General features: G+C 47.8%; 18 protein-coding genes and 1 pseudogene. 1 reads left to right on the forward strand and 18 read right to left on the reverse strand.

What is annotated here, in order from left to right:
• Positions 1-25: 25 nt before the first annotated feature.
• From HQN90_RS23305 to HQN90_RS23360, 12 genes are all read right to left on the reverse strand, one after another.
• Positions 26-793 (reverse strand): HpcH/HpaI aldolase family protein, encoded by a 768-nt coding sequence (locus HQN90_RS23305; RefSeq protein ID WP_173223133.1) that lies wholly within the window; start codon positions 791-793, stop codon positions 26-28.
• 5 nt (positions 794-798) lie between these two features.
• Entirely contained in the window at positions 799-2649 is a 1851-nt protein-coding gene (locus HQN90_RS23310; RefSeq protein ID WP_173223135.1) for an IucA/IucC family protein, read from the reverse strand.
• A complete protein-coding gene (locus HQN90_RS23315) occupies positions 2646-4505 on the reverse strand; it encodes an IucA/IucC family protein (protein WP_173223137.1) in 1860 nt (619 codons plus the stop codon). Before HQN90_RS23315 ends, HQN90_RS23310 begins: the two co-directional genes overlap by 4 nt.
• 52 nt (positions 4506-4557) lie before the next feature.
• On the reverse strand, positions 4558-5628 hold the full coding sequence (gene sbnB / locus HQN90_RS23320) for a 2,3-diaminopropionate biosynthesis protein SbnB (RefSeq protein ID WP_173223138.1): 1071 nt from the start codon (positions 5626-5628) through the stop codon (positions 4558-4560).
• Between the two features lie 41 nt (positions 5629-5669).
• Positions 5670-6659 carry a 2,3-diaminopropionate biosynthesis protein SbnA gene (gene sbnA, locus HQN90_RS23325; RefSeq protein ID WP_275942610.1) on the reverse strand — a complete coding sequence of 330 codons (990 nt, stop codon included), beginning with the start codon at positions 6657-6659 and terminating at the stop codon, positions 5670-5672.
• Positions 6660-6686: 27 nt separating this feature from the next.
• Positions 6687-8027 (reverse strand): LLM class flavin-dependent oxidoreductase, encoded by a 1341-nt coding sequence (locus HQN90_RS23330; protein ID WP_173223140.1) that lies wholly within the window; start codon positions 8025-8027, stop codon positions 6687-6689.
• A gap of 18 nt (positions 8028-8045) precedes the next feature.
• The gene (locus tag HQN90_RS23335) at positions 8046-9257 is read right to left on the reverse strand and encodes an MFS transporter (RefSeq protein WP_173223142.1); all 1212 of its coding nucleotides are present in this window, start codon (positions 9255-9257) and stop codon (positions 8046-8048) included.
• Between the two features lie 573 nt (positions 9258-9830).
• Positions 9831-10265 carry a response regulator transcription factor gene (locus tag HQN90_RS23340; protein ID WP_173223144.1) on the reverse strand — a complete coding sequence of 145 codons (435 nt, stop codon included), beginning with the start codon at positions 10263-10265 and terminating at the stop codon, positions 9831-9833.
• A 137-nt stretch (positions 10266-10402) separates the two neighbouring features.
• Entirely contained in the window at positions 10403-11233 is an 831-nt protein-coding gene (locus tag HQN90_RS23345; protein ID WP_173223266.1) for an ATP-binding cassette domain-containing protein, read from the reverse strand.
• Between the two features lie 41 nt (positions 11234-11274).
• On the reverse strand, positions 11275-12327 hold the full coding sequence (locus tag HQN90_RS23350; protein WP_173223146.1) for a FecCD family ABC transporter permease: 1053 nt from the start codon (positions 12325-12327) through the stop codon (positions 11275-11277).
• Entirely contained in the window at positions 12324-13328 is a 1005-nt protein-coding gene (locus HQN90_RS23355; RefSeq protein WP_173223148.1) for a FecCD family ABC transporter permease, read from the reverse strand. Before HQN90_RS23355 ends, HQN90_RS23350 begins: the two co-directional genes overlap by 4 nt.
• Before the next feature lie 80 nt (positions 13329-13408).
• A complete protein-coding gene (locus tag HQN90_RS23360; protein ID WP_173223150.1) occupies positions 13409-14413 on the reverse strand; it encodes an ABC transporter substrate-binding protein in 1005 nt (334 codons plus the stop codon).
• 246 nt (positions 14414-14659) lie between these two features.
• Here HQN90_RS23360 and HQN90_RS23365 point away from each other — a divergent pair, with 246 nt between their 5' ends.
• On the forward strand, positions 14660-16180 hold the full coding sequence (locus HQN90_RS23365; RefSeq protein ID WP_173223152.1) for a helix-turn-helix domain-containing protein: 1521 nt from the start codon (positions 14660-14662) through the stop codon (positions 16178-16180).
• Positions 16181-16557: 377 nt separating this feature from the next.
• On the opposite strand, the gene HQN90_RS23370 is transcribed toward HQN90_RS23365, so the two are convergent.
• From HQN90_RS23370 to HQN90_RS38910, 6 genes and pseudogenes are all read right to left on the reverse strand, one after another.
• Positions 16558-17559, reverse strand: coding sequence for a FecCD family ABC transporter permease (locus HQN90_RS23370; protein WP_246362795.1), 1002 nt, complete (start codon positions 17557-17559; stop codon positions 16558-16560).
• On the reverse strand, positions 17552-18571 hold the full coding sequence (locus tag HQN90_RS23375; RefSeq protein ID WP_173223156.1) for an iron chelate uptake ABC transporter family permease subunit: 1020 nt from the start codon (positions 18569-18571) through the stop codon (positions 17552-17554). Before HQN90_RS23375 ends, HQN90_RS23370 begins: the two co-directional genes overlap by 8 nt.
• A complete protein-coding gene (locus HQN90_RS23380) occupies positions 18561-20531 on the reverse strand; it encodes an AraC family transcriptional regulator (RefSeq protein ID WP_173223158.1) in 1971 nt (656 codons plus the stop codon). Before HQN90_RS23380 ends, HQN90_RS23375 begins: the two co-directional genes overlap by 11 nt.
• A 146-nt stretch (positions 20532-20677) precedes the next feature.
• On the reverse strand, positions 20678-21928 hold the full coding sequence (locus HQN90_RS23385) for a hypothetical protein (RefSeq protein ID WP_173223160.1): 1251 nt from the start codon (positions 21926-21928) through the stop codon (positions 20678-20680).
• A 14-nt stretch (positions 21929-21942) separates the two neighbouring features.
• Positions 21943-22350 carry a GNAT family N-acetyltransferase gene (locus tag HQN90_RS23390; RefSeq protein ID WP_173223268.1) on the reverse strand — a complete coding sequence of 136 codons (408 nt, stop codon included), beginning with the start codon at positions 22348-22350 and terminating at the stop codon, positions 21943-21945.
• Positions 22351-22398: 48 nt separating this feature from the next.
• Positions 22399-22890, reverse strand: a pseudogene (locus tag HQN90_RS38910) (GrpB family protein); the annotation flags it as partial.
• Positions 22891-23515: the final 625 nt, after the last annotated feature.

Below are 23515 nucleotides of genomic sequence, written 5' to 3' on the forward strand. Positions count from 1 at the left end.
CACACCTTTCGTGGGAAATAACCTGCTAGCTTTGAACGAAACCTTGAAGATGCGCTTTCAAGGCCCGGAAGGCAACCCCTCGCTCATCTCCAAGCACAAATGCTTGAATACCTAACTCCGTCCATTCCGTGAAGTCTTCCGGCGCCCGCGGGATTGCACAGTAAGGAACGTCACATTGCTTGGCTGTTGCAGATACTTGCCGCAGCGCTTCTTTGACAACCGGATGACGGGTCTGCCAAGGGATGCCGTAGGACTGCGATAAATCAGCCGCCCCCTCCAAAACCATATCAACGCCTGGCACGGACAAAATGTCATGGACCTGCTCCACGCCCGCTCTCGTTTCGATCATAGGGACGACCATGATTTCCTCATTGGCTCTTTGGACATAGGCGGCTAGATCATTTTTCCCGAATATGCCGGCTCGCCCGCTATTGAGACTGCGGTTTCCAAGCGGAGCATACTTGCAGGAACGTACGATCTGCTCCATTTGCTCTCTACTTTCCACTTGCGGGACAACGATGCCTAACGCCCCAGCATCAAGTGCTCGCAATATTTCCTTCGCATTAGGCTCAGACACGCGCACAAGGGCAATCAAATCAACGGCTTCAGCCGCTCGTATCATATGCTCAAGTGTTTCCGGATTCACCTGTACATGCTCATTGTCGATAATAATGAAGTCATAATCAGCGCAGCCGATCATTTCGACGACGAGCGGTGAGGGAATAGAGACCAGCAAACCGAATACGGGGATGCCATTCTTTAGCTTTTGCTTGAGTGTATTCTCTTTGAGCATCTGATTCACCTAAACCTATACAGTGGATTGGGTACTTCCTGGAGCCGAACTTCGGAATCGCCGAATAGTCGTCGTGCGGTCAACTGCTCAACTTGGATCGTTTCTGCAAATAAATCAAACGCTTGATAACGCACTTCATGCTGTGGATGCGCCTGCCTGTAACGATGTATAATCTGAGCGGCTGCTTCCCAGAAATAGGCTTCAGACAGCTCATAATGCTCTTCAAGAAATAAACAAAGTTCGGTTAGATTGATAAAAAAGAAGGCATCATGCACGAAATCACGCACAATCGAGGCGTCCTTTGTTTCAATGAACGAGTTCGGATTGATTCTTGCATGATGTTCGGGCAGCGTATGCAGCATTGGACAGCCTGCCGGATTAGCCAAATGTTCACGTGAGAAGCGGATACCATCATGAAAATCTTTAAAAGCAACGCGAACCGGTACGCCTTCGCGATGAATTAAAATGATATTCTGGGCATGCGTCTCCAGCGCCACGCCGTGAGCAAATAAGAAATGAAGCAAAGGCTCTATCGTTACTTGCAGCAATTGGTTAGTCCAAGCTTCAACGCCCATACCCTGCACCCATGGAGCAATGAGCAGACGGCTCGAGCGGTCCACGGAGGTTAGCGCATTATAAGGAACAGCCTGCTCGTTGCCACGCAAATAAGGATGCAAACTTTCTCGCCAAATGGCGCCGAGCGCGCCATACGCCCGTGATTGTATCGGTTCCGGCCATGTTTCATGGTCGTATGCCACGCCTGCAACTTCACGCAAGAGTACAAAATCAAGCCGCTTGGCATCAGGATCGTCCTGGACAAGGGAATACAGCCAATCCGAAATTAGCGGGGCATTCAGAACCGTATGCTTGGCAAGCATTCGACTCGTTGACGTATTCGTCAAACTCATCGGAAGCTTGAGATAGGGCTTTTCCTTGGAATGAACATTGGCAAGTGTGCGAATCGATTGTTGGGGAGCATACGGTTCCACCCCTTCGCCAATCAGAATGATTCGCCCGTCTGCTAGCTGACGATGAAAGACGCGGATAACCGTTTCCCTCCATTGCCAAGGGTGAACCGGAATCAGCCGATAGTGTTCGAGATCTTTGCCAAAGGCCGCAAGCTTGGATCTAAAGCCGGCTACTACTTCCTCACCCAACTCGGAGGATATCCATGTCTCGTCATGCAGTGCCGAGGAATAAGCTGCCGAACTTTCATCCAGCGCAACGGCAAGCCATAAGGGCTTGATCATTGGTTTAAACTCAGGCCCATACATCCAATTATCATCCAGATTGAAGCCAATCCTTGACTTGTAGCAGGGATGGTAAGGATGGCCATCCATCACATTCGCTTCCAGCGCATCGTACTCGCGTTCAAGACCAGACAGTTCACGATTCGGATTGACGTACTGAGCCTGCGTGTCTTTGATAAGCGTCTGTTCCAATTCTTCTATAAACGTAGGCAATTGGTTGGCAGGGATAACAGGAGCGAGCACCTCCACTAAGAAATGTTCCAATCGCGCCTCAGACGTGGCGCCATCTGGTCCTACGCGCTCAATCCCCTTCTGGCGATTCAAGCGGATTCGGCCGAAACTTATTTTGGGGCTGCCCCAGATTTGGTAGATAAGCGGTAATCCCTCCGTCGAGACCCCCTTCATAACGAAACACGATTCACGCGAAACCGCTGAAATAGACTCATTCACTGTAGAAAATTCGATAATTCGTTCAAACAGCAGCGACTCCACCAATTGCCGTAATATTCGTTTCTCCACCCTGGCATATTCAAGCGATTGCAGCGAAGCTAGCCATGTGTCCCCTAATAAGGCTGCTGGTTTTTCTTGCGTTTGCTGACCGATCATATGTTCCTCCCGCTGTGATAAATTGGATTTGGTATTTGCACATGATCAGGTGCTTCGCTTCGCTGCTCAAATCGGCTGATAAAGTTGGCCTTTGCCGGAAAACCCGGATTGTCCACTAAATCCTGCAGATATCCTCTGGACGGATGGTTTGCCTCTGTAAGAGTCAACTCGTGCATGAGAACACGGCGAACAATTTGCCAATAGAAAGCTTCATCCACTTCGTTGCAGCGTGCAATCGTATGAATGAATGCGCCCAAATGGTTAACGAAAAAGTAGTATTTCAGCCTTTTCCACGCCTCTGCCTCCGTATACAGAACCGGACTGTCCGCTGGAATCAATTGCGGTGTCCAGCCGTGTTTCTCTGCTAGGCTGCGATTCACACTGATTCCTTCCAAATCGCGTACGTAATAGCGAACAGGAACACCTTGATCAAGCACAATCAAGGAGTTTTGCACATGCGCCTCCAAACTAATGCCCATCTCAGCAAATAGCTGAAGAAGGGGGAGCATGGACAACTTCAAATAAGCAGCAAGCCATCCTTCCCAATTCGGCAGCAGTCCCTGATTGGACTGTCGGACCGCCTTAAACAGCAATGGCTCTTTGCCGTCTGGCGGCTGCTCCAGCAAAGCTGCTACGACGAAACAGGCTGCCTGCTCCTCCATCGTCAACTGATTGGCTTGACGGTACACGACGGCAAAGGAAGCAAATAACTGTTCCTGCTCGTGCACAGAGATATCAGGAACATGAATGGATTGAAAGCCAGTTTCAGCTAATATGTCCATGCCTGGATACATGTCCGGCTTGCGTCCTGATTGGAAGGCATGCAAAATGAGGGAAGCATCCATGGTGCGGCGCACCTGATCAACGGTGTTTTCACGGATGAAATTCGTTATCCGCACATGCAGGGGCAGCTTGTAAAACAAACGCTCCTTTGGATCCCATACTGTACGTACAGAGGAAGTAGGGTAGACCTGCTGCCCTTCTTCCAAACCAAGTGGCCCCAAATCAATCAGCTTGCTCTGATGAATTAACGCTTGAACATGGGACTGCTGGCAAACATATTTCATCTGCCATGGGTGCATCGGCAGCAGACTGTATGCCTCTAAGCGATTTCCAAGCTTGATCTGCGCAGCTGCAACAACCGTTGAAGGTGGCATAGGACGCTGACCAATCCACTCCTCACACAGGAGTTCTTTGGACACAGCCATGTAATGCAAAGCAAAAACAGCGCCCATTTCTGGTGCATATTGACTCAAATCAATATCCGTGAATCCTTCAGAACTTTTGGGCGTAGGATGGAATGGATGCCCATACACCATCGATTGCTCTGAACGAGTATAGCTCAGTGGACGGTCTCCTGCTTCCGCAGCAGTTAATTGTGCATGCCTCACATAGATCGCTGTTCTTCTGATGCTATTGGCAATCTGCTCCCGCATGCCCTGTAGAAGACTTTCCTTCATGGCAACATCCACGTTGTAACTGACCTCGAGCAGTAAAAGTTCAACTATCTGCTGGGGGCTTACAGCGATGAATGCCTTCTGAGCTGCTGGTAACCCCTTGCTTGAAACATATAAATTGGAACCATACTGATGTTGACCCGTTATTGAATAATAGCTGAGAAGTCCAACAATCGTAGTTTGGGTCAAAGGCAGTACAATTTTAAACCATTTCGCGTCAGGCTTTTTCATAAAATCTATCGTCTCTTTAGCAAAATCCTCTTCTTCCAGGGTGCTTATCTCGCATCTGGGATCGTTGATTTCCTTTTCCCGTAAATAGCTGTTCAGAAGTCCGCGCAATGCCGCTTGTTCTGCCAGTATCACATCTTGAAAGGAACGCGTTCCATATTTATACAGCATGCCTGCATGTCCTCCTCTTCGTGTTCCACGACCAAGTCGCTGGATAACTCATTTAATAGAGTGGAAGTTTGAGCCCTACATCCTCTTTGCAGGCAAGCAAATAGATCAAGCGGGCGCAAGCAATATCCTCGATAGCCATGCCCATCGGATTCAGAATAATAATCTCATCCTCATTCTGGCGGCCAGGTTTGGCACCAATCACAATCTCGCCTAACTCCGCATAAAGCTGTTCCCTGGAGAACTTCCCTTCCAATACCAGTTGATTCAGCACTTTCTTCTCTCGATTCGATTGATCCCAATCATCGACAATGACTTTATCCGCTTGCAAGTAGACTTCTTTATGGACGTCCATAATCGAAATATTGCTGATGAAGGCTCCCTTGCGAATCCACTCAAACGGAATGTAAGGGGTATCCGTTACCGTACAAGTCACTACGAGTTCGCCTTCGCGAACCGCTAGTTCGGCACTTGCTGCCGTAGAGAATGTCACATGGGGAAACTTGGCCTGCAATTGTCCCGCTAATCGCTCAGCAGCAGGCAGCGATTGGTCAAACAAAAAAACTTCCTGCACATGGTCAAACTGCTCCAGCAAGGAATTCAACTGTGCATGAGCAATTAATCCGCAACCCACACAGGCAATCGTCCTGAATCCTGCGCGCGCTAGATGCTTCGCAGCAACAACGGTAACGGCGGCCGTACGCATGCTGCTGATCAACCCGGCTTCGAGCACAGCGATCGGGAAGTGGCTTGCTGCATCGTTTAGTATGATGACTCCGCTTGCTCGTTCTTTGCTTCTTTCCTGCGGATTATCATGCTTGCTTCCAATCCATTTCAGACCTGATAAAGGGAATTCTCCTCCAATAGAGGCTGGCATGGCAATAATCCGGTCAGCAATATGCCCCTTTTCTCCCGCTGATCGCAAATACGGCTTCAACGGCTGAACATAGTCGCCTCTTGCATGCAGAGAAAGAGCCTCTTCCAATGCCTCTGTATACAGCCAAGAAGAGTCACCGCCAAGCGAGGCAATGGTTTCTCGATTCAAGTAAAGCAATTCAGGCACCGGTTTTTCTGTTCTATCTGCTCTTTTCAAACCTTGCAGTTGTAATTGAGATTGATCGATCATTGTATCTCACCTTTCACATTTCAAGTATTGGATTTTCATATCTAAGGCAGTTGGGCAACCCACTTATCGTCATAAATAAGATCCAGATAGCGGTCGCCGCGATCCGGCAGCAGGGTAACGATTCGCAAAGGCTTATTCGGCGCAGCATCGAGTGTCAGCAGCAGCTTTCGTATAGCTGCAACAATTGAACCTGACGATCCACCGGCAAAGATCCCTTCCATTTTGAGCAAATCTCGGCAACCTTGGGCAGACTCCCTGTCTGTAATATGGAAAGCAGTATCAATCTCGCCAGCATTCAATATTTCTGGAACACGACTAGCGCCAATGCCAGGCAATTCGCGTTTGCCAGGGGTCCCGCCAAAAAGAATCGATCCAACGGCATCAACAGCGATTACACGCAGGTTCGGATATTTTTCACGCATTTTGCGGCTCGTCCCCATGATGCTGCCGGAAGTGCTGACACCGGCGATAAAGATATCAACATGGTCCAGTGCATCTGTAATTTCAGTCCCGGTTCCAGCATAATGAGCTTTCCAATTATTATCATTCGCGTATTGATTCACCCAGAATCCATGAGGCGTCGTCTGGAGCAGTTCATTCACTTTGCGAATTCTCGTTTTCAGAAAACCTCCTTGATCGTCTCGCTCTTCGACCATCACGATATTCGCTCCCATTTGCTGCATAATCGATAAGTTAGAGAGCGCTATCTTAGGGTCCACCACACAGGTAACGTCCAGTCCGTACACCCTTCCCATCATAGCCAAAGCCACTCCCAGATTGCCGGAGGTACTCTCAATCAAGTGCGTGTGAGTGTTGATAGAGCCATCTCTCAGTCCTTGCTCGATAATGTAGCGGGCTGGCCGATCCTTCATACTCCCGCCAGGATTCATATATTCCAGCTTCGCGATAACTTGTACATGTTGTTGCGGAAACAGGTTGCTCAAATGGACGAGTGGCGTGTGGCCTACACAGTCGGCAATTGAGTTTTTCACAGTGCTTAAGGGCAAGTTCGCTTGCAATAGAGACATCATCGTTCCTCCTTTAATTTTAAAATCAACTTACACAGGCAGGACAAGCTTGCCCGCAGGACGTTTCAGCCCCAAGTGATCTCTAAGCGTTCTCCCTGTGTACTCCGTTCGGAATAAGCCTCTTCTTTGCAGCTCCGGCACAACAAGGTTGACGAAGTCTTCAAAACCGTCAGGGAAATACGGCGGCATCACATTAAAGCCATCGGCTGCCTCTTTGGTCATCCATTCCTCCATAACGTCGGCAATATGCTCTGGTGTGCCAGCCACCGTGTAATGACCGCGAGCGCTGGCTGTTCGCAGAATGAGCTGACGAAGGGTCAGATGATGATGATGCACCATTTCGCAAAACATCTGAAAACGAGCTTTTTGCCCTTTAACTTGATCGATCGAGGGCAGTGCATCCAGATCCAGAGGGACATCCAGCGGAAATCTACGCAGATCGGTTTCAAACAGATTGGACAGCCGAACGAGGCCAAGTTCAATCGAGGCCAATTGGGTCAGTTGTTCCTGTTTGTCGCGTGCTTCCGCTTGGGTGACGCCTACGATTGGACTGAAACCTGGCAGAATTTTCAACTCATCTCGGGAGCGGCCATACGCTTGCATTCTTTGCTTGACGTTCGCATAAAAAGCTATGCCATGCTCCAACGTATCCTGAGCTGTAAAAATAACTTCCGCCGTCTCTGCAGCCAAATTCATACCGGCTTCAGACGAACCTGCCTGAACAAGCACGGGGTACCCTTGGGGTGAACGGCAAATATTTAGCGGACCACGCACTTTAAAATGCTTGCCCTCGTGGTGAATCGGGTGGATTTTATGATCAAAATCGCAATAAATGCCGCTCTCTTTATCAGCGATAATCGCATCATCATCCCAGCTGTCCCACAACTGCTTTAATACATCAAGAAACTCCTTAGCCCGCTCATACCGCTCCTCGTGCTTGGGATGCTGCTCCATGCCAAAATTAACAGCAGTTACATCTCCAACTGAAGTCACGCTGTTCCAGCCTGCACGTCCACCGCTGATATGATCGAGTGAGGCGAACATTCTTGCTACGTTGTAAGGTTCGTTGTAGGTCGTTGATACGGTGCCGATCAAGCCGATTCGTTCCGTGCCCATCGCAAGAGCTGACAGCATGGTGAAAGGTTCGAGCCCCGCACTCACTTTGTACTTAATGGCCGGTGTCAGCACCAGAGCGTCTGCGAGAAACAGCGAATCCAGCTTCGCTTTCTCAGCCATTTGTGCCAGCTTCGTATAGTAGTGTATATCTGTAATCAACTCCGGCGTTGTAGCAGGATGCCGCCATGATGTTTCATGATGGCCTGTGCTCAACAGAAATAAATTCAAATGCATTTGGCGTTTTGGCGAAATCATTAACCCTAGCTCCTTTACCTAATTGGATGATTGCAACCTGATCTCTTTGCGTGTAGTCATTCGCAGAACCAGGAAACCTCCTGCCAGCATCATGCAGCCATGCAGCGTAAAAATGAAAGACGTACTGATGAATCCCCCAAAAAAGCCGCTTGCCAGCGGACCCGCAATTTGACCAATAAACAGCGTGCTTCTTGTAAGTCCATGTCTGGTTCCCAACTGATCGCTCTGAGAGCTTCGTGTAACGATAAGAAAAACAGACTGAACTAATGCGCTTGAAGCAAAACCTTGCAGGATTCTTAATGGAATGAACCAAGCAATACTTGGGGCAAATGCTTGTATGACAATCGCTGTACAGCATAGTAGTGAAGCCAGGAAATACGTCCGATGAACCGGACTCCGATCATTTCTCCTTCCCCACCAAGAGGAGGCTATCCAAGCTGACGCCCAATTCATCGCTTGTAGAATGCCGATCCAAGCCGCGGTTTGAGAAGGATTGTTAAGATGCTGTTTCACATGCACGGGCAGAACAGGGAGAAGTCCATGCAAGCAGAAATTGGCGCATATCCCTGCAAGCAAGAATCTAACGACCGTCTTTTCTCGCAGCAATTCGCTGAACTGTCCCATGAGGCCTGTTGACTTTACAGTCGATCCTCGATTAGTCCGCGATTCCTTCAACCCTATCATGCAGAGGATTGTCCATAGGGCAACCAATCCACCCAACAGCAGCAATAAACGATGGAAACCAAACCATCTGAACATCGTCCCTCCGAGCAGCGGGCCAAGCATAGAACCAGCAGCCAGCGCTCCTTCCAGCTTGCCGCGCACAAGCCCCTGTTCCTCAGGCTTTACCTGGGAAGCTGCCAATGTACCGACGGCATCAACGACGCCGCCCAAAGCCCCTTGCAGCAGCCGCAGGATAAACAGTTGAAGTGGACTTGTGACCAGCCCTGTTGCCGTAAGTACGAGAGCAGTGCCAAAGAGGGCTCGCACCACCATCCACTTGCGGCTGGTTTTATCTCCCAACAGCCCCCATAATGGTGCTGTCAGCGCAGCCGATACGGCAGGAGCCGCTAGACTTAGACCGCTCCACATTAATATGGATGCTTGATCGTCTGCACCTAACTGCTCTATATAGAAGGGAAGCAGTGGAGCAATAACCATTGAACTCAACACGGACAAGAAATGGCTGCCCCAGAGTAGCCGAAAACTTACTTTCCAATCTCCGATCATATTAATTGACATCCTGTCATTCATTGTTTCAAGAGACTTCCTCCCGTTCACCTTGTATTTTCAAGTGAAATCGGTTACCTATCGGCTTACTAATTGATAATGATTATCACTTAGACAAATGATATCATGTTTAATTAGCCTTATATATGGTCTGTTTGGATGATTTTGGTTATCTAAATAGATTACGGTAGAAAGAGAAACGGCTTCACCGCCAAAAGAGATGAGCCTCTTCAAAGCGACGAATCCAATAACGGGATTCTATGAGGGAGGGAACTATAGGACGCTATTCTAGCCAAAAGTGGGTTTAAGGTGAGGTTGGGGGAACTACAGTGCGTTATTTTGCTGTTTGGTGGGAAATTAAGCGCTTTTCATGGAAATAAGACCCTGTAGTTCCACTATTGCCATCGTATCCCTGCAATTTGGCTAGAATAGCGTACTTTAGTTCCCTCCCGCGAAGCATCTGTGGTAACACGACGGAACAGGGAGTCACTCTCAAACACAAAAAAGCCTCCGCACGTTTCTAATGTTGCTTAGAACGCGCGGAGGCTTAGAGTTATTGCGAATGTGACCTCGCTAATCTTGGTCAATCATCTGTTTAAGTGTATAAATAAAATCAGTGCGGGATTGATCAATTTCCAATACTTTTTTTATATTTTGGGCATGCTTTTTGACCGTATTTTCGGACACGTACAGGATACTGGCAATCTTTTTCACCGAGTAATGATTGCATAGCAGCTCAGCAACCTGTGTTTGTCGCTCACTCAGCTTACGGCGCGGATGATCGCTGGGACGATCGGCTATCCCCACCCCTGCTGTCCTCGTATTTCGTTGCTCTGGTCTATCTACATGAGCGCTTACCGTACTCTCCCAAGTAATAACGACCTTTTCAGATAAATCCAAGGCGGAGACCTCTTTTAGTATCATAATGTGCAGGGAGTCCAGTTTCTCATTGACAGTGGAGTTATGGACATGAGAATCAACAGTAAGTTTTAATTTCTTGATAATCATAGCACTTATACCCCCTAATAGTAGGTCATACTCTTATTTCAATTCCCCGATGTTCACAAGCAAAGAACAAGGTTCTATGTCATTCAACTGGTAGTGTCATTTTACATTGATAATGATAATCATCATCAAAATTATTGTCAAATAATATTAAGCTCTTGCCTCTTCCCCTTAGGCGAAATCTTGCGCCCCTTCCCATGCGGAATACAAATTGGCGTACCAAATAATAGATCTGCGCCGATTTCACACTCCATCCCATACACCTCGCGAATCATCTCTTTGGTTACGATATCTTCCGGCATTCCTTGAGAATGAACCCCTTTATTGTGAACAGCGATCATATGATGCGCATACCGGCAGGCCAAATTCAAATCATGCAGCACCATGACAATGGTACGCTGCTCCTGTTGATTCAGTTCAAATAACAAATCCATGATTTCAACTTGATGGGCTACATCCAAATAGGTTGTCGGCTCATCCAATAGCAGAATCTCCGTATCCTGTGCTAACGTCATGGCAATCCAAGCTCTCTGCCGTTGACCCCCGGAAAGCGAATTCACATCGCGATCCATCAGATGGCTCATGTGAGTTAGCAAAAGCGCTTTCTGCACCTGAAGCTCATCCTCCTCGGACCATTGATGAAATAAGCTCTGATACGGATACCGCCCCAGTCGTACCAACTGCAAGACGGTTAGACCCTCTGGCAGAACAGGTCCCTGTGGCAGCACGGCCATCTGTCTGGCTACTTCCTTGGTCGAGAGCCGGGCAATTTCGCGGCCATTCAAAAGAATCGAACCTTGTGCAGGCTGCAGCAATCTAGCGAATGAACGCAATAAAGTAGACTTGCCGCAACCGTTGCTCCCAATCAGAATAGTAATCTGCCCGTGCGGAATATGTAAGTTTAACGTATCCATAATGATTGTTTCTCCGTACCGGAGCGTTAGCTGCTGCGCGGTTAGTGCAGACTTGATCATCATTAAACCTCCTTCTGTCCTCCATGTCTTCGTTTCGGCTAGCCTTGCTGCCTTTTTACTTTGATTAGCATGTATAAAAAGAATGGCGCCCCAATCACCGCAGTGAACACGCCAGCTGGGATATCTCGCGGCGCGAATAAGGTGCGTCCTACGAGATCAGCAGCAACGAGCAGAATGGCCCCCATCACTGCAGAGCAGACGAGTAGAATGCCATGCGAACCACCAACGATTCGGCGCGAGATATGCGGCGCCATCAAACCGATAAAGCCAACGCTGCCGACAAAAGCGACGGCCGATCCCGCTAACCCTGCTGCTGTGAAGATCAGCGCAAAACGTTGAAGCTGCAAACGCCCCCCCAACAAGATGGGCAGCTCATTGCCGAGCACCTGAATATTCAGACGTCTGCTTAGCGTAAACAGAATCGGCACAAATAGGATCAGCCAAGGTGAGTAATAGAGAACCGTATCCCAGTTGGCGCCGTATACCGTACCTGTAAGCCAAACCTTGGCTTGACTGAGCACAGCAATCGGACTGAAGATGAGAAAAAGCGTCTTCAGAGCTTCAAGGAGAGCAGATACGCCTAGTCCGACCAAAATGATACGAGATGGCGATATCCCCTTTTTCCAAGCGGCCAGATAGATGAATACCGCAACTACCAAAGCGCCTACAAAGGCAAACACTGGCATAAGAAATATACTCGTTTTGAGACTGAAGATAGCAAGAAACAACACTGCGGCCATCGCTGCACCGCTTGTAATCCCGATAATATCCGGAGAAGCCAGCGGATTGCGGACAACGCCTTGCATGATCGTTCCGGCCAATGCGAGAGCCATCCCTGCCAAACAAGCCATGATAAGCCGCGGCAGCCGGAAGTTCCATATGACAATCGATTCCATCGCCTCTCCATGAGGACCACCCCATAGCACCTGCACCGTTCGCAGTGGCGAAATATAGAGTGTTCCCGCACCTATACTTATGATCGAAAGCATCAAGAGGATCAGCATACTTACAAAAAGCATTGCCATTCGTTTCTTTTCCATTAAAAAGGATATACGCAATCGCTCAGAGCGAAAAGTGACATAGCGACTCATTTCGCAACATACTCCTTTCTTGCCAAATAAATAAAGAACGGAGCACCGATGATGGCTGTCATAACGCCAACGGGAACTTCCTTCGGGTACGCAACGAAGCGAGCTGCGATATCCGCAGCCAGCAAGAGCGAAGCGCCCGATACAATGCTGTAAGGAATCACCCAGCGATGATCAATGCCGACAATCCCCCGTACAACATGTGGAATGATCAAGCCGACAAAGCCAATAGGCCCGGCAATCGCCACAGAGGAACCAGCAAGCAGCACAATGACAATTAGCGCGACAATCTTGACACGCAGGGTGTTCTGCCCTAAGCCCTTGGCAACATCCTCGCCGACAGAGATAACATTCATCGCCTGGCCAAGAAACAGCGCGCATATGGCGCCTGCCAAGAAAAAGGGCAGCACCGGCAATATGGCTTCAAGCTTGCGTCCTTCCACGGATCCCGCCATCCATAGAAAAATATTATCCAAAACACTGTCATTCGATACGAGAATTGCGGCGGTGAATGAGGTGAATAAAGCGGACAAGGTGACTCCGGCCAACGTCAGTTTAAGCGGCGTTATGCCCTCATGACCAACAGCGGCTATGAAGTAAACCCCAACAGCTGCAACCGCGGCACCCAGCAACGAGAGCCACATGAATTCGAGCTGCGAAGTCATCGAGAGCACAGAAAATCCGATAACAATGAAGAAGCCCGCTCCCGCATTGATTCCGAGAACGCCTGGCGAAGCCATAGGATTCCTCGTTAAGGCTTGCATCAACGTTCCCGCTGTCGCCAAAGCCCCTCCCACGATGCAGGCGATTAACGCTCGCGGCAATCGGATGTCGCGTATAACAACGTGTGCGTTCGTTCCATCAAAGCGCAAATATGCAGCAAGAAATGTAGACCATGATGTATCGGTATAGCCATACACATTGCTGCTGAGGAACAGAGCTGCCGCTATGCCCAAACCAACGACTAGCCCCGTAATTCTGGCTGAATTGCTTCGAAGTATCATCTTACGTTCCCTTCCGTATAAACGAAATTCAAACCCGTAGCCAAGTCATTCGACCAGATTACGGGTTTGTCCAACTTTTTTTATTTTAATAAATACTTCGACAACTCATCGACCATCAGATTGGCGGAAATAATGCCCCCTGAGGAATTCCAAATGCCATCGTTCACTTTGATCGCTTTTCCTTTTTTCACGACGTCCAAGTTTTTCCAAAGCGTTTCTTCCTGCCAAGCTTTTTCGGTTTTGGCAGTCATCCCTTTATCGTCTTCCAGTGTAAAATAGAACATGATATCACCATCCAACTCTGGAATACGCTCCTTCCCTATAATCTCGGCGAATGTAGGTTTATCTTGCGCTGCGGGCCTCTTGAGACCAATTTTTTTGAGAATGCCGCCAGCAAATGTATCTTGATAATAAACCCTTACTTTATCCTCCAAATAGAAGCGAACCAACGAAACCTTGGTATTTGTTTTGTCACCTAGTTTTTGCTGAAGATCCTTCACTTTGGTTTCAAAAGCAGCCAACTGCTTCTCGCCCTCTTCATTCTTATTCAATGCTCCTGCATAAATTTTGAAGTTGATCAGCGAGTCTGAATTGGTTCGTTCCGAGAAAACCGTAGGCGCGATGCTCGATAATTGCTGATATATTTTCTCTTGACGCAGCTTGTTGCCGATAATTAAATCAGGCTTGAGCGCTGCGATCGCCTCCAAATTTGGCTGATTTTCATCTCCGACAATCTGCACACCTTCCAATTTGTCCTTCAAATGGTCATAATAAGGTTGTACGCCCCATGCTTTAACCATCCCAACTGGTTTGATGCCAAGTGCCAGAGCAGCCTCCACGGCATCATTAACCAAAATGACAACTCTTTGCGGATTACCTTTAACCGTCGTTTCCCCCATAACATGTTTAACCGTGTAGGGTGTACTAACTGCTGGAGTTGCCTTCTCTGTTGCTGCAGCGCCAGCTGCGTTTGTTGTGGGCTGTGAAGATGTTGTGGGTGTTCCTGCGCCACATGCCGCCAAAATAAGTGATAAAATGATGAAAAGAAGCCCCATTGTATGTTTTCTAGTACCTTGCCGAATCATGATTTCTCTCTCCCTTTTTGTATTGATAATGATTCTTGTTATCATCTATTAGTCTAAAGCAAGCGTTATTGACCGTCCATGACCTGAAATATCCGATATGATGCACAATTCTACCAGTAAACTCATAAATGCTAGCGAGAGGGTGAGAATATTTTGCCTGCCACATCATTTCATCATGTTTCCCCTAAAAGTCATACCCTCCATATGCTCTCTTCCATCCGCAGATTGAGGCGATTGCAGCCCTTCTTGCAACGAACTAGAACTGTCCATGTTTCTATGCTCTGCCTCATTGCGAAAGGAAGCGGAACGATCGTGATTAACGATGTGCCGCATTCCTATGAGCCGCATCAACTATTTCATTTCAGTCCTGGTACAAAAATTGGCATAGAAACCATGGATGCAGAAACCCAGTATTACCAAGTCATTATCCATTCTGTGACAACGATGAGGCGCAGACAACAATGGACGCTCAAGAGTGCTTCTGGTTCACTGAAAGGACTGCCCACAGGACCTTTGACTTCGCGTAATCCCGATCAAGTACAGCAAAGAATCATTGATCTTTATCATTTGATCCATCCCATTGGGGCTGACGATGGGAATGGGGCTACAGATCCCGATTTGCAACTGCAAGGTCTGCTTCACTTCCTCATTTCAGATACGACAAAAAAAGAATCTCCACAGCTTCCCACACATGGGATAGACGCCTGTATTGCCTATATTCATCAACAATACCACCAAAAAATTACACGCGAAAAACTGGCAGACATCGCGATGCTTACTCCTAATGCGTTTTGTCGCAGCTTCAAGCGCGCAACAGGTATTTCCTTTACTGATTATTTAAATCGTGTAAGGATCAAACATGCCAAAGATCAGTTGACACCCTCCTGTTCCATTAAAGAAGTAGCTAGTAGCGTCGGTTACAGCAGTGAGTATTATTTCAGTCGCTTATTTAAAGAAGCTGTTGGCTACTCACCCACGTTGTATATTAAAAGAGAACGCCTTACAATCGCTTCGGCTTCGCGTACTGGATTTCACAACAATTTAGCCTCTATAGGACTGAATCCAGCTGCCGGGGTGGATTGCTACCGATATCCATGGATGAATGACGCTGATTATAATTTGCGATTAACGTCAGCCTTGGAACAACTTAGGCTTGTGAAGCCTGATCTTATCATCGCCGACTACTTTCATAAATCCTTATTTGAGGTATTGAAACAGATTGCTCCTACAGTTGTCCTAGATCATCATCTTAACTGGCGTCTGACACACATGAATATTGCCGAGTTGGTCGGACGTGAAAAAGAAGCCTCGCAATCCTTCCATCAGCTAGATGAAAAAACGTCAGAAGCCCGCTATTCGCTGGACAAATCGATCGGGAATGCACGTGTTACCGTCATGCAGGTTGTTCCGCATGCGCTTCGTATTCAGGGAGCTGTCAACCATCCGTTGAATGAATTGCTGTATGCCGAGCTTGGCATGAAGCCAGGCAATGCGGTATCTCCTACCAAAATGCGCGATGAAATGTTGGTCGAAGAATTCCCAAGTCTTAAGACCGAGCACTTATTTATTATCAAACATATTAATCATCCGGAATCGGATCATTTATTTAAGCAACTCATACAGACTCCTGCGTGGAGCTCAATTCCTGCTGTTGCCAACCAACAAACGCACTATATTCCGAACTGGCTTCTCATGAGCTGGACCCCTATTGGTAGAAGCAAGATCATTCAAGATCTTACGGAGATGTTCCTTTCGCCTGCAAAATGAATCGAATTGCCTCGCTGATCGGCCAATTCCGAGAGAGATCGGGGCCCTGCTTTATTCTTCTCATTGGAATTTGTCCACTGAAATCAGCCGTCAAAGAGTTTTTTGCCAGCTTACACTGGAAATAATCCAATGAAATACTCATTAAAAGCTCAAAATACTTACTTTTTAGATTATGCATTGGAGTTTATCCAGTGAAATCGTCCTTCAAGCTCTTCAAACTAACTTGCATTGGAATTAATACAAGGAAACCAGCTTATCACTCTGAAGCCCTTCTCAAAAAAAAGGGGAGACTTCTGCTTTCCATTCATTTGCACATAGGGAAAACCGTCAGGAAAACATCCTGACGGTCCTTTTGCGTGTAAACTCATTCTTTATTGTCAACGAATCGGCTTGCGCTTGAATAATAAATAAAGGAAGAACGGGGCCCCGATGCCTGCCGTGAATACCCCAGCCGGTATATCAAGCGGCATAAACAGCATACGCCCGGCCAAATCAGCCAACAGAAGCAGAATCGCGCCGGTTAAAGCCGCAACAGGAATGATGAGCGAATATGAATTGCCTACGAGTTTGCGGGCGATATGTGGAGCCATGAGGCCGAGGAACGAAATCATCCCTGCCACCCCAACAGCCGCACCGGCAAGTGCTACGCTGTAGAGCAGTACGATCACTCGGGTAGCCTGTAGCCGGCTGCCAAGCCCCATAGCCGTCGCTTCGCCTAATGTCTGAATCGTCAACTCCTTCGCATACACGAAGGATAGCGGGATAAAGATGGCAATCCATGGAAAGATGACCTGCACGTACTTCCAGCTTGTCCCGTAGATGCTGCCTGTCATCCAATTCAACACCTGAGCCGCCAAATAAGCCGGACCGCTAATGAGCAAGAACATGGTGAGCGCCCCCAGCGCGGTAGAAAGGCCGATGCCGATGAGCACCAGCCTGTAGGTCGACACTCCCTGCTTCCAAGCAAGGGTATAATTGATCAGCACCGCGAGAAGCGCGCCCACCATCGCAATAACCGGAACCCAATGAATGCTGTAGCCGGTGAACAGTGTCATGAAAGCAACAGCCGCTGCCGATGCGCCTCCGGTGACGCCCAGAATGTCCGGTGAAGCGAGCGGGTTCCGAATCACCCCCTGCAGAAGGGCGCCTGATACGGCCAGCGCCGCCCCAATCAGGATCGCAGTAAGGATTCTCGGAAGCCGGAATTTCAGCAGAATCAGCTCTGAGCTGCCCATATTCTGTCCGATCAACGAGCGGAAAACATCCTTCATCGGGATGCTTACACTACCAACAGAGAGGCTAACCATTGAAAGCACGATCATCACGAGAAATAAACCGATAATGATCAAAGCCGATCTTCTCGAGCGTAATTTAGCCATGCTCCTTCCTCCTTGCCGCATGGATCAGAAAGGGAACACCGAGCATCGCCGTAGCGATACCGACGGGTACCTCCTTAGGCATCAGGACGAAACGCGACGCAAGATCCGCCGCTACGAGCAGCAAGGCTCCGCTTAATGCGCAGCACGGCAGCAGCCACCGGTGATCATGGCCGATCAGCGCCCGGCACAGATGCGGAACGATCAGCCCGACGAACGCGATCGGGCCTGCCGCCGAGACCGAACTCCCGGCGAGCAGTACGACGGCAAGCGAGGACAGCAGCCGCACGAGCGTCACCCGCTGACCCAGACTCCGGGCACTGTCCTCGCCCAATACCATAATGTTGAAAGAGCTTGCCAAAAACAGCGCTAGGCCTAAACCAATCGCCATATAGGGGGCTACTGACAGCAAATGGTCCAACTTCCTTCCGGAGACGGACCCGATCATCCAGAACAAGGCCGTATCCAGCGACTGCTTGTTAATTAGAATCAAGCCGGACGTGATCGACGAGGCCAAAGCCCCCATCGCCGCGCCGGCCAGGGTAAGCTTGATCGGCTCGAACCAGCTGCCACGCATCGCCATGGCGTAGACGCAGATCGAGACGAACAGCGCGCCCGCAAAAGCGATCCAAATCATCGCATTCATCGAAAGAGCCGATCCAAATAGGACCAGCCCGATGACGATGAATAACGAAGCACCGGCATTAATGCCGAATATGGAAGGGGACGCCAGTGGGTTTCGCGTCAACACCTGCATGACGGCACCGGCTACTGCGAGACAGGCACCAACGGCAGCTGCGACCAGAACCCGAGGCACCCGGGTCGTTCGAAGAATCAAATGCTCGTTCGAGCCGTCGAAATGCTTGTAACTCATCCACAAATCGCCAAGCGTATATGTATGCGCCCCAAGTAAAACGCTCGCTGTGGCGAGCATAAGCAGAAACACAGCTCCCGCCGACAATCCGATCATCTTGCTTTTGCGTGTGTGAAGCAAGGCAGCCGTATTATTTGACATCGAAATACTTGATCAACTCATCGAGGAGCAGGTTGGCCGCTTTGTATCCGCCTGCGGAGTTCCAAATTCCTTCATCTACTTGAATCACTTTATTGGCTTTCGTAACGTTTAAGTTTTTAAATAACGGGTCATTCATCCATTCCTTCACTACGCTCGCAGCATCTGTCTTCCCTTTGGCTTCCGATACGAAGTAGAACAGGACATCTCCATCCATTTTGGCGATATTTTCTTTATTCAAAACTTCGATGAAAGAGTCCTTCTCCTGCGACTCAGGACGTGCGATGCCCAGTTGGCCCAGCAGCACGCCGGCGAATGTCTGTTTCTGGTAAATGCGCACTTGCGTCGCCGAGAAACGCACTAGCGAAACTTTCGTTGCTGCCTTGCTGCCAAGCTTCGCTTTCACTTCCGCTACCCGCTTGTCAAAAGCAGCCATCACTTTCTCGCCTTCATCCTTCTTATTTACCGTCTCCGAGTACAGCTTGAAATTAATTTTCCAATCTCCGACCAAATCAGCCGCGAACACCGTAGGAGCAATTTGCTTCAATTGATCGTAAATTTTCTCCTGCCTCACTTTGTTCCCGATAATCAAATCCGGTTTCAAGCTGGCAATCAGTTCAAGATTGGGCTGCAATTCATCCCCGACGACTGTTACATTCTGCATATCGTTCTTGATATGATCGTACCATGGTTCCCCAAGCCAGGACATAACCGCTCCCACCGGTTTAACGCCAACTGCGAGCAGCGCTTCCGTCCCCTCATTGGTCAGAATAACGACTCGGGATGGCGTGCCCTTAATCGTCGTTTCGCCCATCGCGTGTTTAATGACCCGCGAGGCATCAGCTTCCTTATTGGCCGCAGCGGATGGAGAGCTGCTTGCGGCCGGGACCGGCGTCACTCCACTCGTCGTGGTCGGGGTTGCCGTTGACCCGGTTGAACAGGCACTGAGCAGTAATGTGAAACAGATGACGACCATGGCAGTCATCCAGGCTTTTGATTTCTTATACATCTGTGAATCTCCCTCTTCTCTATAATGATAATGATTCTCATAACCATTACTACTATAGCGTCTAAGCCCCCCCTCCACAATGGGATATTTCGACAGCGGGAATGGATTATTTCGACGCCATTCCCCGCCGTACGACTCTTTGAACCTTTGGGGAGAGATTCCCTCCTGCTTCTTGAAAATCCGGCTGAAATAATAACTGTCCGCGTAGCCGACACTCTCAGAGATCTCTTTCAGCGTTCTGTCCGTATTGACGAGAAGTGCCTTGGCCTTATTTACCCGAAGCCCGATCAAATACACGATCGGGCTTGTATTCATTTGATTTTTAAACAGACGGAGCAGTTGTCTGGACGTACATTCCAGCGTTTCGGCCAACGCTTCCAGCGTCACCGTTTCCTGATAATGCTCCTCCATATAATAGATTGCTTGACTGACGAGATCGGGACGGATGACGTCGACCCCTTGTTCGTGCAGCTGCTCGACCAGTTCGTAAAGCAATTGATAGAATAGCGTCTTTACTTTGAATTTATCGAGCGGACTGGGCGCCTGCCATATTTGATACATATGCTCCAGCTTCTGCAGCCAAGATATCGGATACTTAGGAGACAAACTATAGCGCAACTGGAACGGATTCTCGCGCTCCATCAGATTGACCAGCTCATATCGGCTTGGAAGCGGCAACGTTGCCTTGTACAACACCATAAAATATTCCAGCTGCTCCACAGCCGCAATGTCAAGGCTAAGCCCTTTTCCTACGTGCAGAACATGGAATCGCTGCATGCGGCTCTCAATTCCGTCTATGTGCAGCTTAGCGCTCCCGCTGGTAACATAAAGGAAAGCGCTTGTCGGCACGCGATATCCGCGCATGACTTCGCCAGGCTCCAGCATCATACGGCGAACGTCCATCACTCTGATGAGAACGTGATTCCACAAAACGATATGGTCGCTAATTCTCATAAATCGGTCATTCCTTTCTTTCCCATCTATTAACCTATCATATCACAATTGAAAATAATTCTCATTATCATTCGCGATTTTGAAAAAGACGAAACCAGCTCGGCTCCGTCTTTCATCGGTTAATATCCATTGCTTTCGTTTAAAGTTTAAAGTCTTACCCATTTGTATCCCTGCCATGTGTGTATGTAATACCACGTTTGTCCTTCATAAGAAGTCCATTCACGTAAAGCCATGACGAATTGTTTAGAGAAGGTCAAAGCATTGTTCAACGCTGCACTATCCTCATAAGGCGCATCTAACGCAATCGATGTGTGAGATAATTCAATGCTAAGCTGACTCTTCTTAACACCGAACTTTTGATCATTCTCGAAATCTCCAGTCATCCGTAAGGCAACTTCCCTAGATGGATTGATCCATACCCCAGTTCCTGAGCCGTTAGCCAGCGTAAAGTACCAATCGTTTATTTTGCCAATCGCATGTACGGCTTGCGGAGGTTCTTCTGACGTTGAAACCCCAGCGTAGCTGTAGGGTGTTTTGAAATACTGGAAGGGCACGGGAAGATCAATTGTCCGATCGACTGCTTCGATTCCTTCCATTCCAAGTCCATAGTCCCTATCCAAATAAATCCATCTTAACCCTTGCGGCGTATCAACTTGATACCACACACTGGCACCAGCCATACTTGTGATCATATATTTGGTTAGGGCATTTGCCAATTGAGGTTTCAGTTTGGCTTCATTCTGTAATGGCTCAGCAAAAGGGAACAGATACACCGCGCTTTCCTGCGCAATAGGTACAAGGCCTTTAACCGGAACCCCTTTGTATTTCTCAGCGTATTCGAAAGGGCGAATCCATTTATCTCCAAGCCATGATGTGTGAATCAAAAACCACTTATCTTCAGTCCGACATGGCGTATACGGGTCGCACACATCTAAAGAAGCAATTGCCTGAACTTTCTGAGGGGATAGCTTATAATCCGTCATTTTCGAAGGTGCCTTATAAATAGGAGTCTCCCTATCCAGCAAGGTCAGATTCTGATTCTCGACAACTAACTTGCCGTACTTATAAGATCCCTCTTTTAAATTAATCCAAGCCTTGCCAAGCCATGTTTCAACCTGAACTTTTTCCAAACTTATGATGTTTAGCAGCATGCTTTTCTTAATAGGCGCTAAGTGAACAGACTGAAGCGGGCTTAGAGCACCTATAGCATCATCGGCTCTAGTATCCTCCGATGCATACAAAGTAAACTCGTCTAGAAGCGTAATAAAAGGCATATCACTTGATGCAGCAAGTTCCTGGTCTGCAAAAGAACTTTGTGGCGCTGCTAGCAAAACAATCGCTGTGACCAACATCCATGTCAAAAGTTTCCTATAAATGGGACTCATCTCCTTTCCCAATTCGCAAGCTCCATCTACAATATTTTAGTAAACATGATTTCCAACGGCTCATTTGCAAGCATCAAACACCCTGCATCCCTATAACCCAATTTCCGGTAGAAATGCTGTGCCTCTTCGTTCGCCAATGTAGATGTCATAACCAATTTAAAACCCTTTTGTTTCATTTCGTCTTCCCAAAAGAGAACAGCTTGCTTGCCTACACCTTTGCCCCGAAATGGTTCATCTACCCAAATCATATTCATAAAAGGGGTGTTATCCCAGAAATATCCGTACCTGATCCATCCAAAACTAGTTTCCTCTTCGTTCTTCAGCATATATATTTCATTTCCCTTAATCTTCGGCAAGATTAAATCCTCTAAAATATGATGATCTCGGTCACGAATGTAATCGTAGTCTAGTTCCGTTGCGACAGTGATTCTCACTTCAATGCCCCTTTCGTGTTGACATTTCCATCCGGCACGAGCCAGTATCTTTTGAACAAATTCACTCTTGGCATTGGTATACGAGGCACGGTCATTGTGAAATCGTTGTGCCAGTTCCAACTTCAAATCACCATATATTTTAGCGTCCTCAGGATGAGTTCTCAAATAATCCCGAAAAATAATATGACGTTGATATTGGTCGTTTTCTACCGTGCATACGTACAGGTGATGCCAAGTTATGCCAGCTGGAGGAATAAAAGCCTCTCACCCTGCAGCTCCTAAATCGCCTTCATGTACGTACCCAAGTGTGGCAAGCCCTAGAATTGCAGTCTGGACGTCTGCCTGCTTAGATACAATAACGTCGATATCAACAATTGGTTTAGCTGCTAATCCTGGAACGGCCGTGCTCCCGACGTGCTCTATTCTGACATTGAGATCGCTTAAAACCGGAAGTACGAAGTCTCGTAACTGCTCAAACAACAGAACCCAACTTGGATCGTATTCTACAACTACTACACTGGAACCCATAGAAATCCTCATCGTTTTCCTTCACCCAGTAAACCTATATAATTTCCAGCTTCTCTTACGGTGAATCCATATATTTTTTGAGCTTTTCTAATTGATTTTCGTTTTTTTCCTTGAGCTACAAGTTTTTGGAGATCTTCGTCCAAAGGATTTCTTAACCCCATCTCTTTTACTATACTACGCAACAAATCATTTGTGGCTATTTGCCGTATTAAGACTATACTAACTATTGCGGATACCGAAATAATGATAACAATACTCCAAACCATTCCAAATAAAGAGTCCAGATGATCCACCTCCACTAAATAGTAATATGTAGATTCGAGTTTTTATTGCAGCGCTCCTAAGATGTCTTGGATAAAAATGTATTATAGCATAAAATACTTCTATGAATTCTTGGAAATACCTTTCCTCTCTACGTATCAATATATTTATGATAAGCTGCCCATACATAGAAGAGGCTGTCCCATAAGCCGAATTTTAGTAGGTAAGCGTCGATAGATGATGGGGTTGATTACTTTCATGTGGACTGAAGGGGCTTCAAGATCAGATCCGTTCACCCGAGTGTAAAAGCCTGCGAAAATACAGGAATTTCCGGGCGAATGCGATTAAAAAGTGGAAATGCCTGCAATTGTGCAGG

It is taken from the genome of Paenibacillus alba (genome assembly GCF_013204855.1).
Classification (GTDB): Bacteria; Bacillota; Bacilli; order Paenibacillales; family NBRC-103111; genus Paenibacillus_E; species Paenibacillus_E alba.

Excerpts from the sequence above, each read along its gene's own strand:
- HQN90_RS23370 (WP_246362795.1), bottom strand. The coding sequence starts at position 17,559 with ATGGCTAAATTACGCTCGAGAAGATCGGCTTTGATCATTATCGGTTTA.
- HQN90_RS23355 (WP_173223148.1), bottom strand. The coding sequence starts at position 13,328 with ATGATACTTCGAAGCAATTCAGCCAGAATTACGGGGCTAGTCGTTGGT.
- HQN90_RS23375 (WP_173223156.1), bottom strand. The coding sequence starts at position 18,571 with ATGTCAAATAATACGGCTGCCTTGCTTCACACACGCAAAAGCAAGATG.
- HQN90_RS23315 (WP_173223137.1), bottom strand. The coding sequence starts at position 4,505 with ATGCTGTATAAATATGGAACGCGTTCCTTTCAAGATGTGATACTGGCA.
- sbnA (WP_275942610.1), bottom strand. The coding sequence starts at position 6,659 with ATGATGTCTCTATTGCAAGCGAACTTGCCCTTAAGCACTGTGAAAAAC.
- HQN90_RS23350 (WP_173223146.1), bottom strand. The coding sequence starts at position 12,327 with ATGAGTCGCTATGTCACTTTTCGCTCTGAGCGATTGCGTATATCCTTT.
- HQN90_RS23335 (WP_173223142.1), bottom strand. The coding sequence starts at position 9,257 with ATGATCGGAGATTGGAAAGTAAGTTTTCGGCTACTCTGGGGCAGCCAT.
- HQN90_RS23330 (WP_173223140.1), bottom strand. The coding sequence starts at position 8,027 with ATGATTTCGCCAAAACGCCAAATGCATTTGAATTTATTTCTGTTGAGC.
- sbnB (WP_173223138.1), bottom strand. The coding sequence starts at position 5,628 with ATGATCGATCAATCTCAATTACAACTGCAAGGTTTGAAAAGAGCAGAT.
- HQN90_RS23340 (WP_173223144.1), bottom strand. The coding sequence starts at position 10,265 with ATGATTATCAAGAAATTAAAACTTACTGTTGATTCTCATGTCCATAAC.
- HQN90_RS23360 (WP_173223150.1), bottom strand. The coding sequence starts at position 14,413 with ATGATTCGGCAAGGTACTAGAAAACATACAATGGGGCTTCTTTTCATC.
- HQN90_RS23380 (WP_173223158.1), bottom strand. The coding sequence starts at position 20,531 with ATGAGAATTAGCGACCATATCGTTTTGTGGAATCACGTTCTCATCAGA.
- HQN90_RS23310 (WP_173223135.1), bottom strand. The coding sequence starts at position 2,649 with ATGATCGGTCAGCAAACGCAAGAAAAACCAGCAGCCTTATTAGGGGAC.
- HQN90_RS23305 (WP_173223133.1), bottom strand. The coding sequence starts at position 793 with ATGCTCAAAGAGAATACACTCAAGCAAAAGCTAAAGAATGGCATCCCC.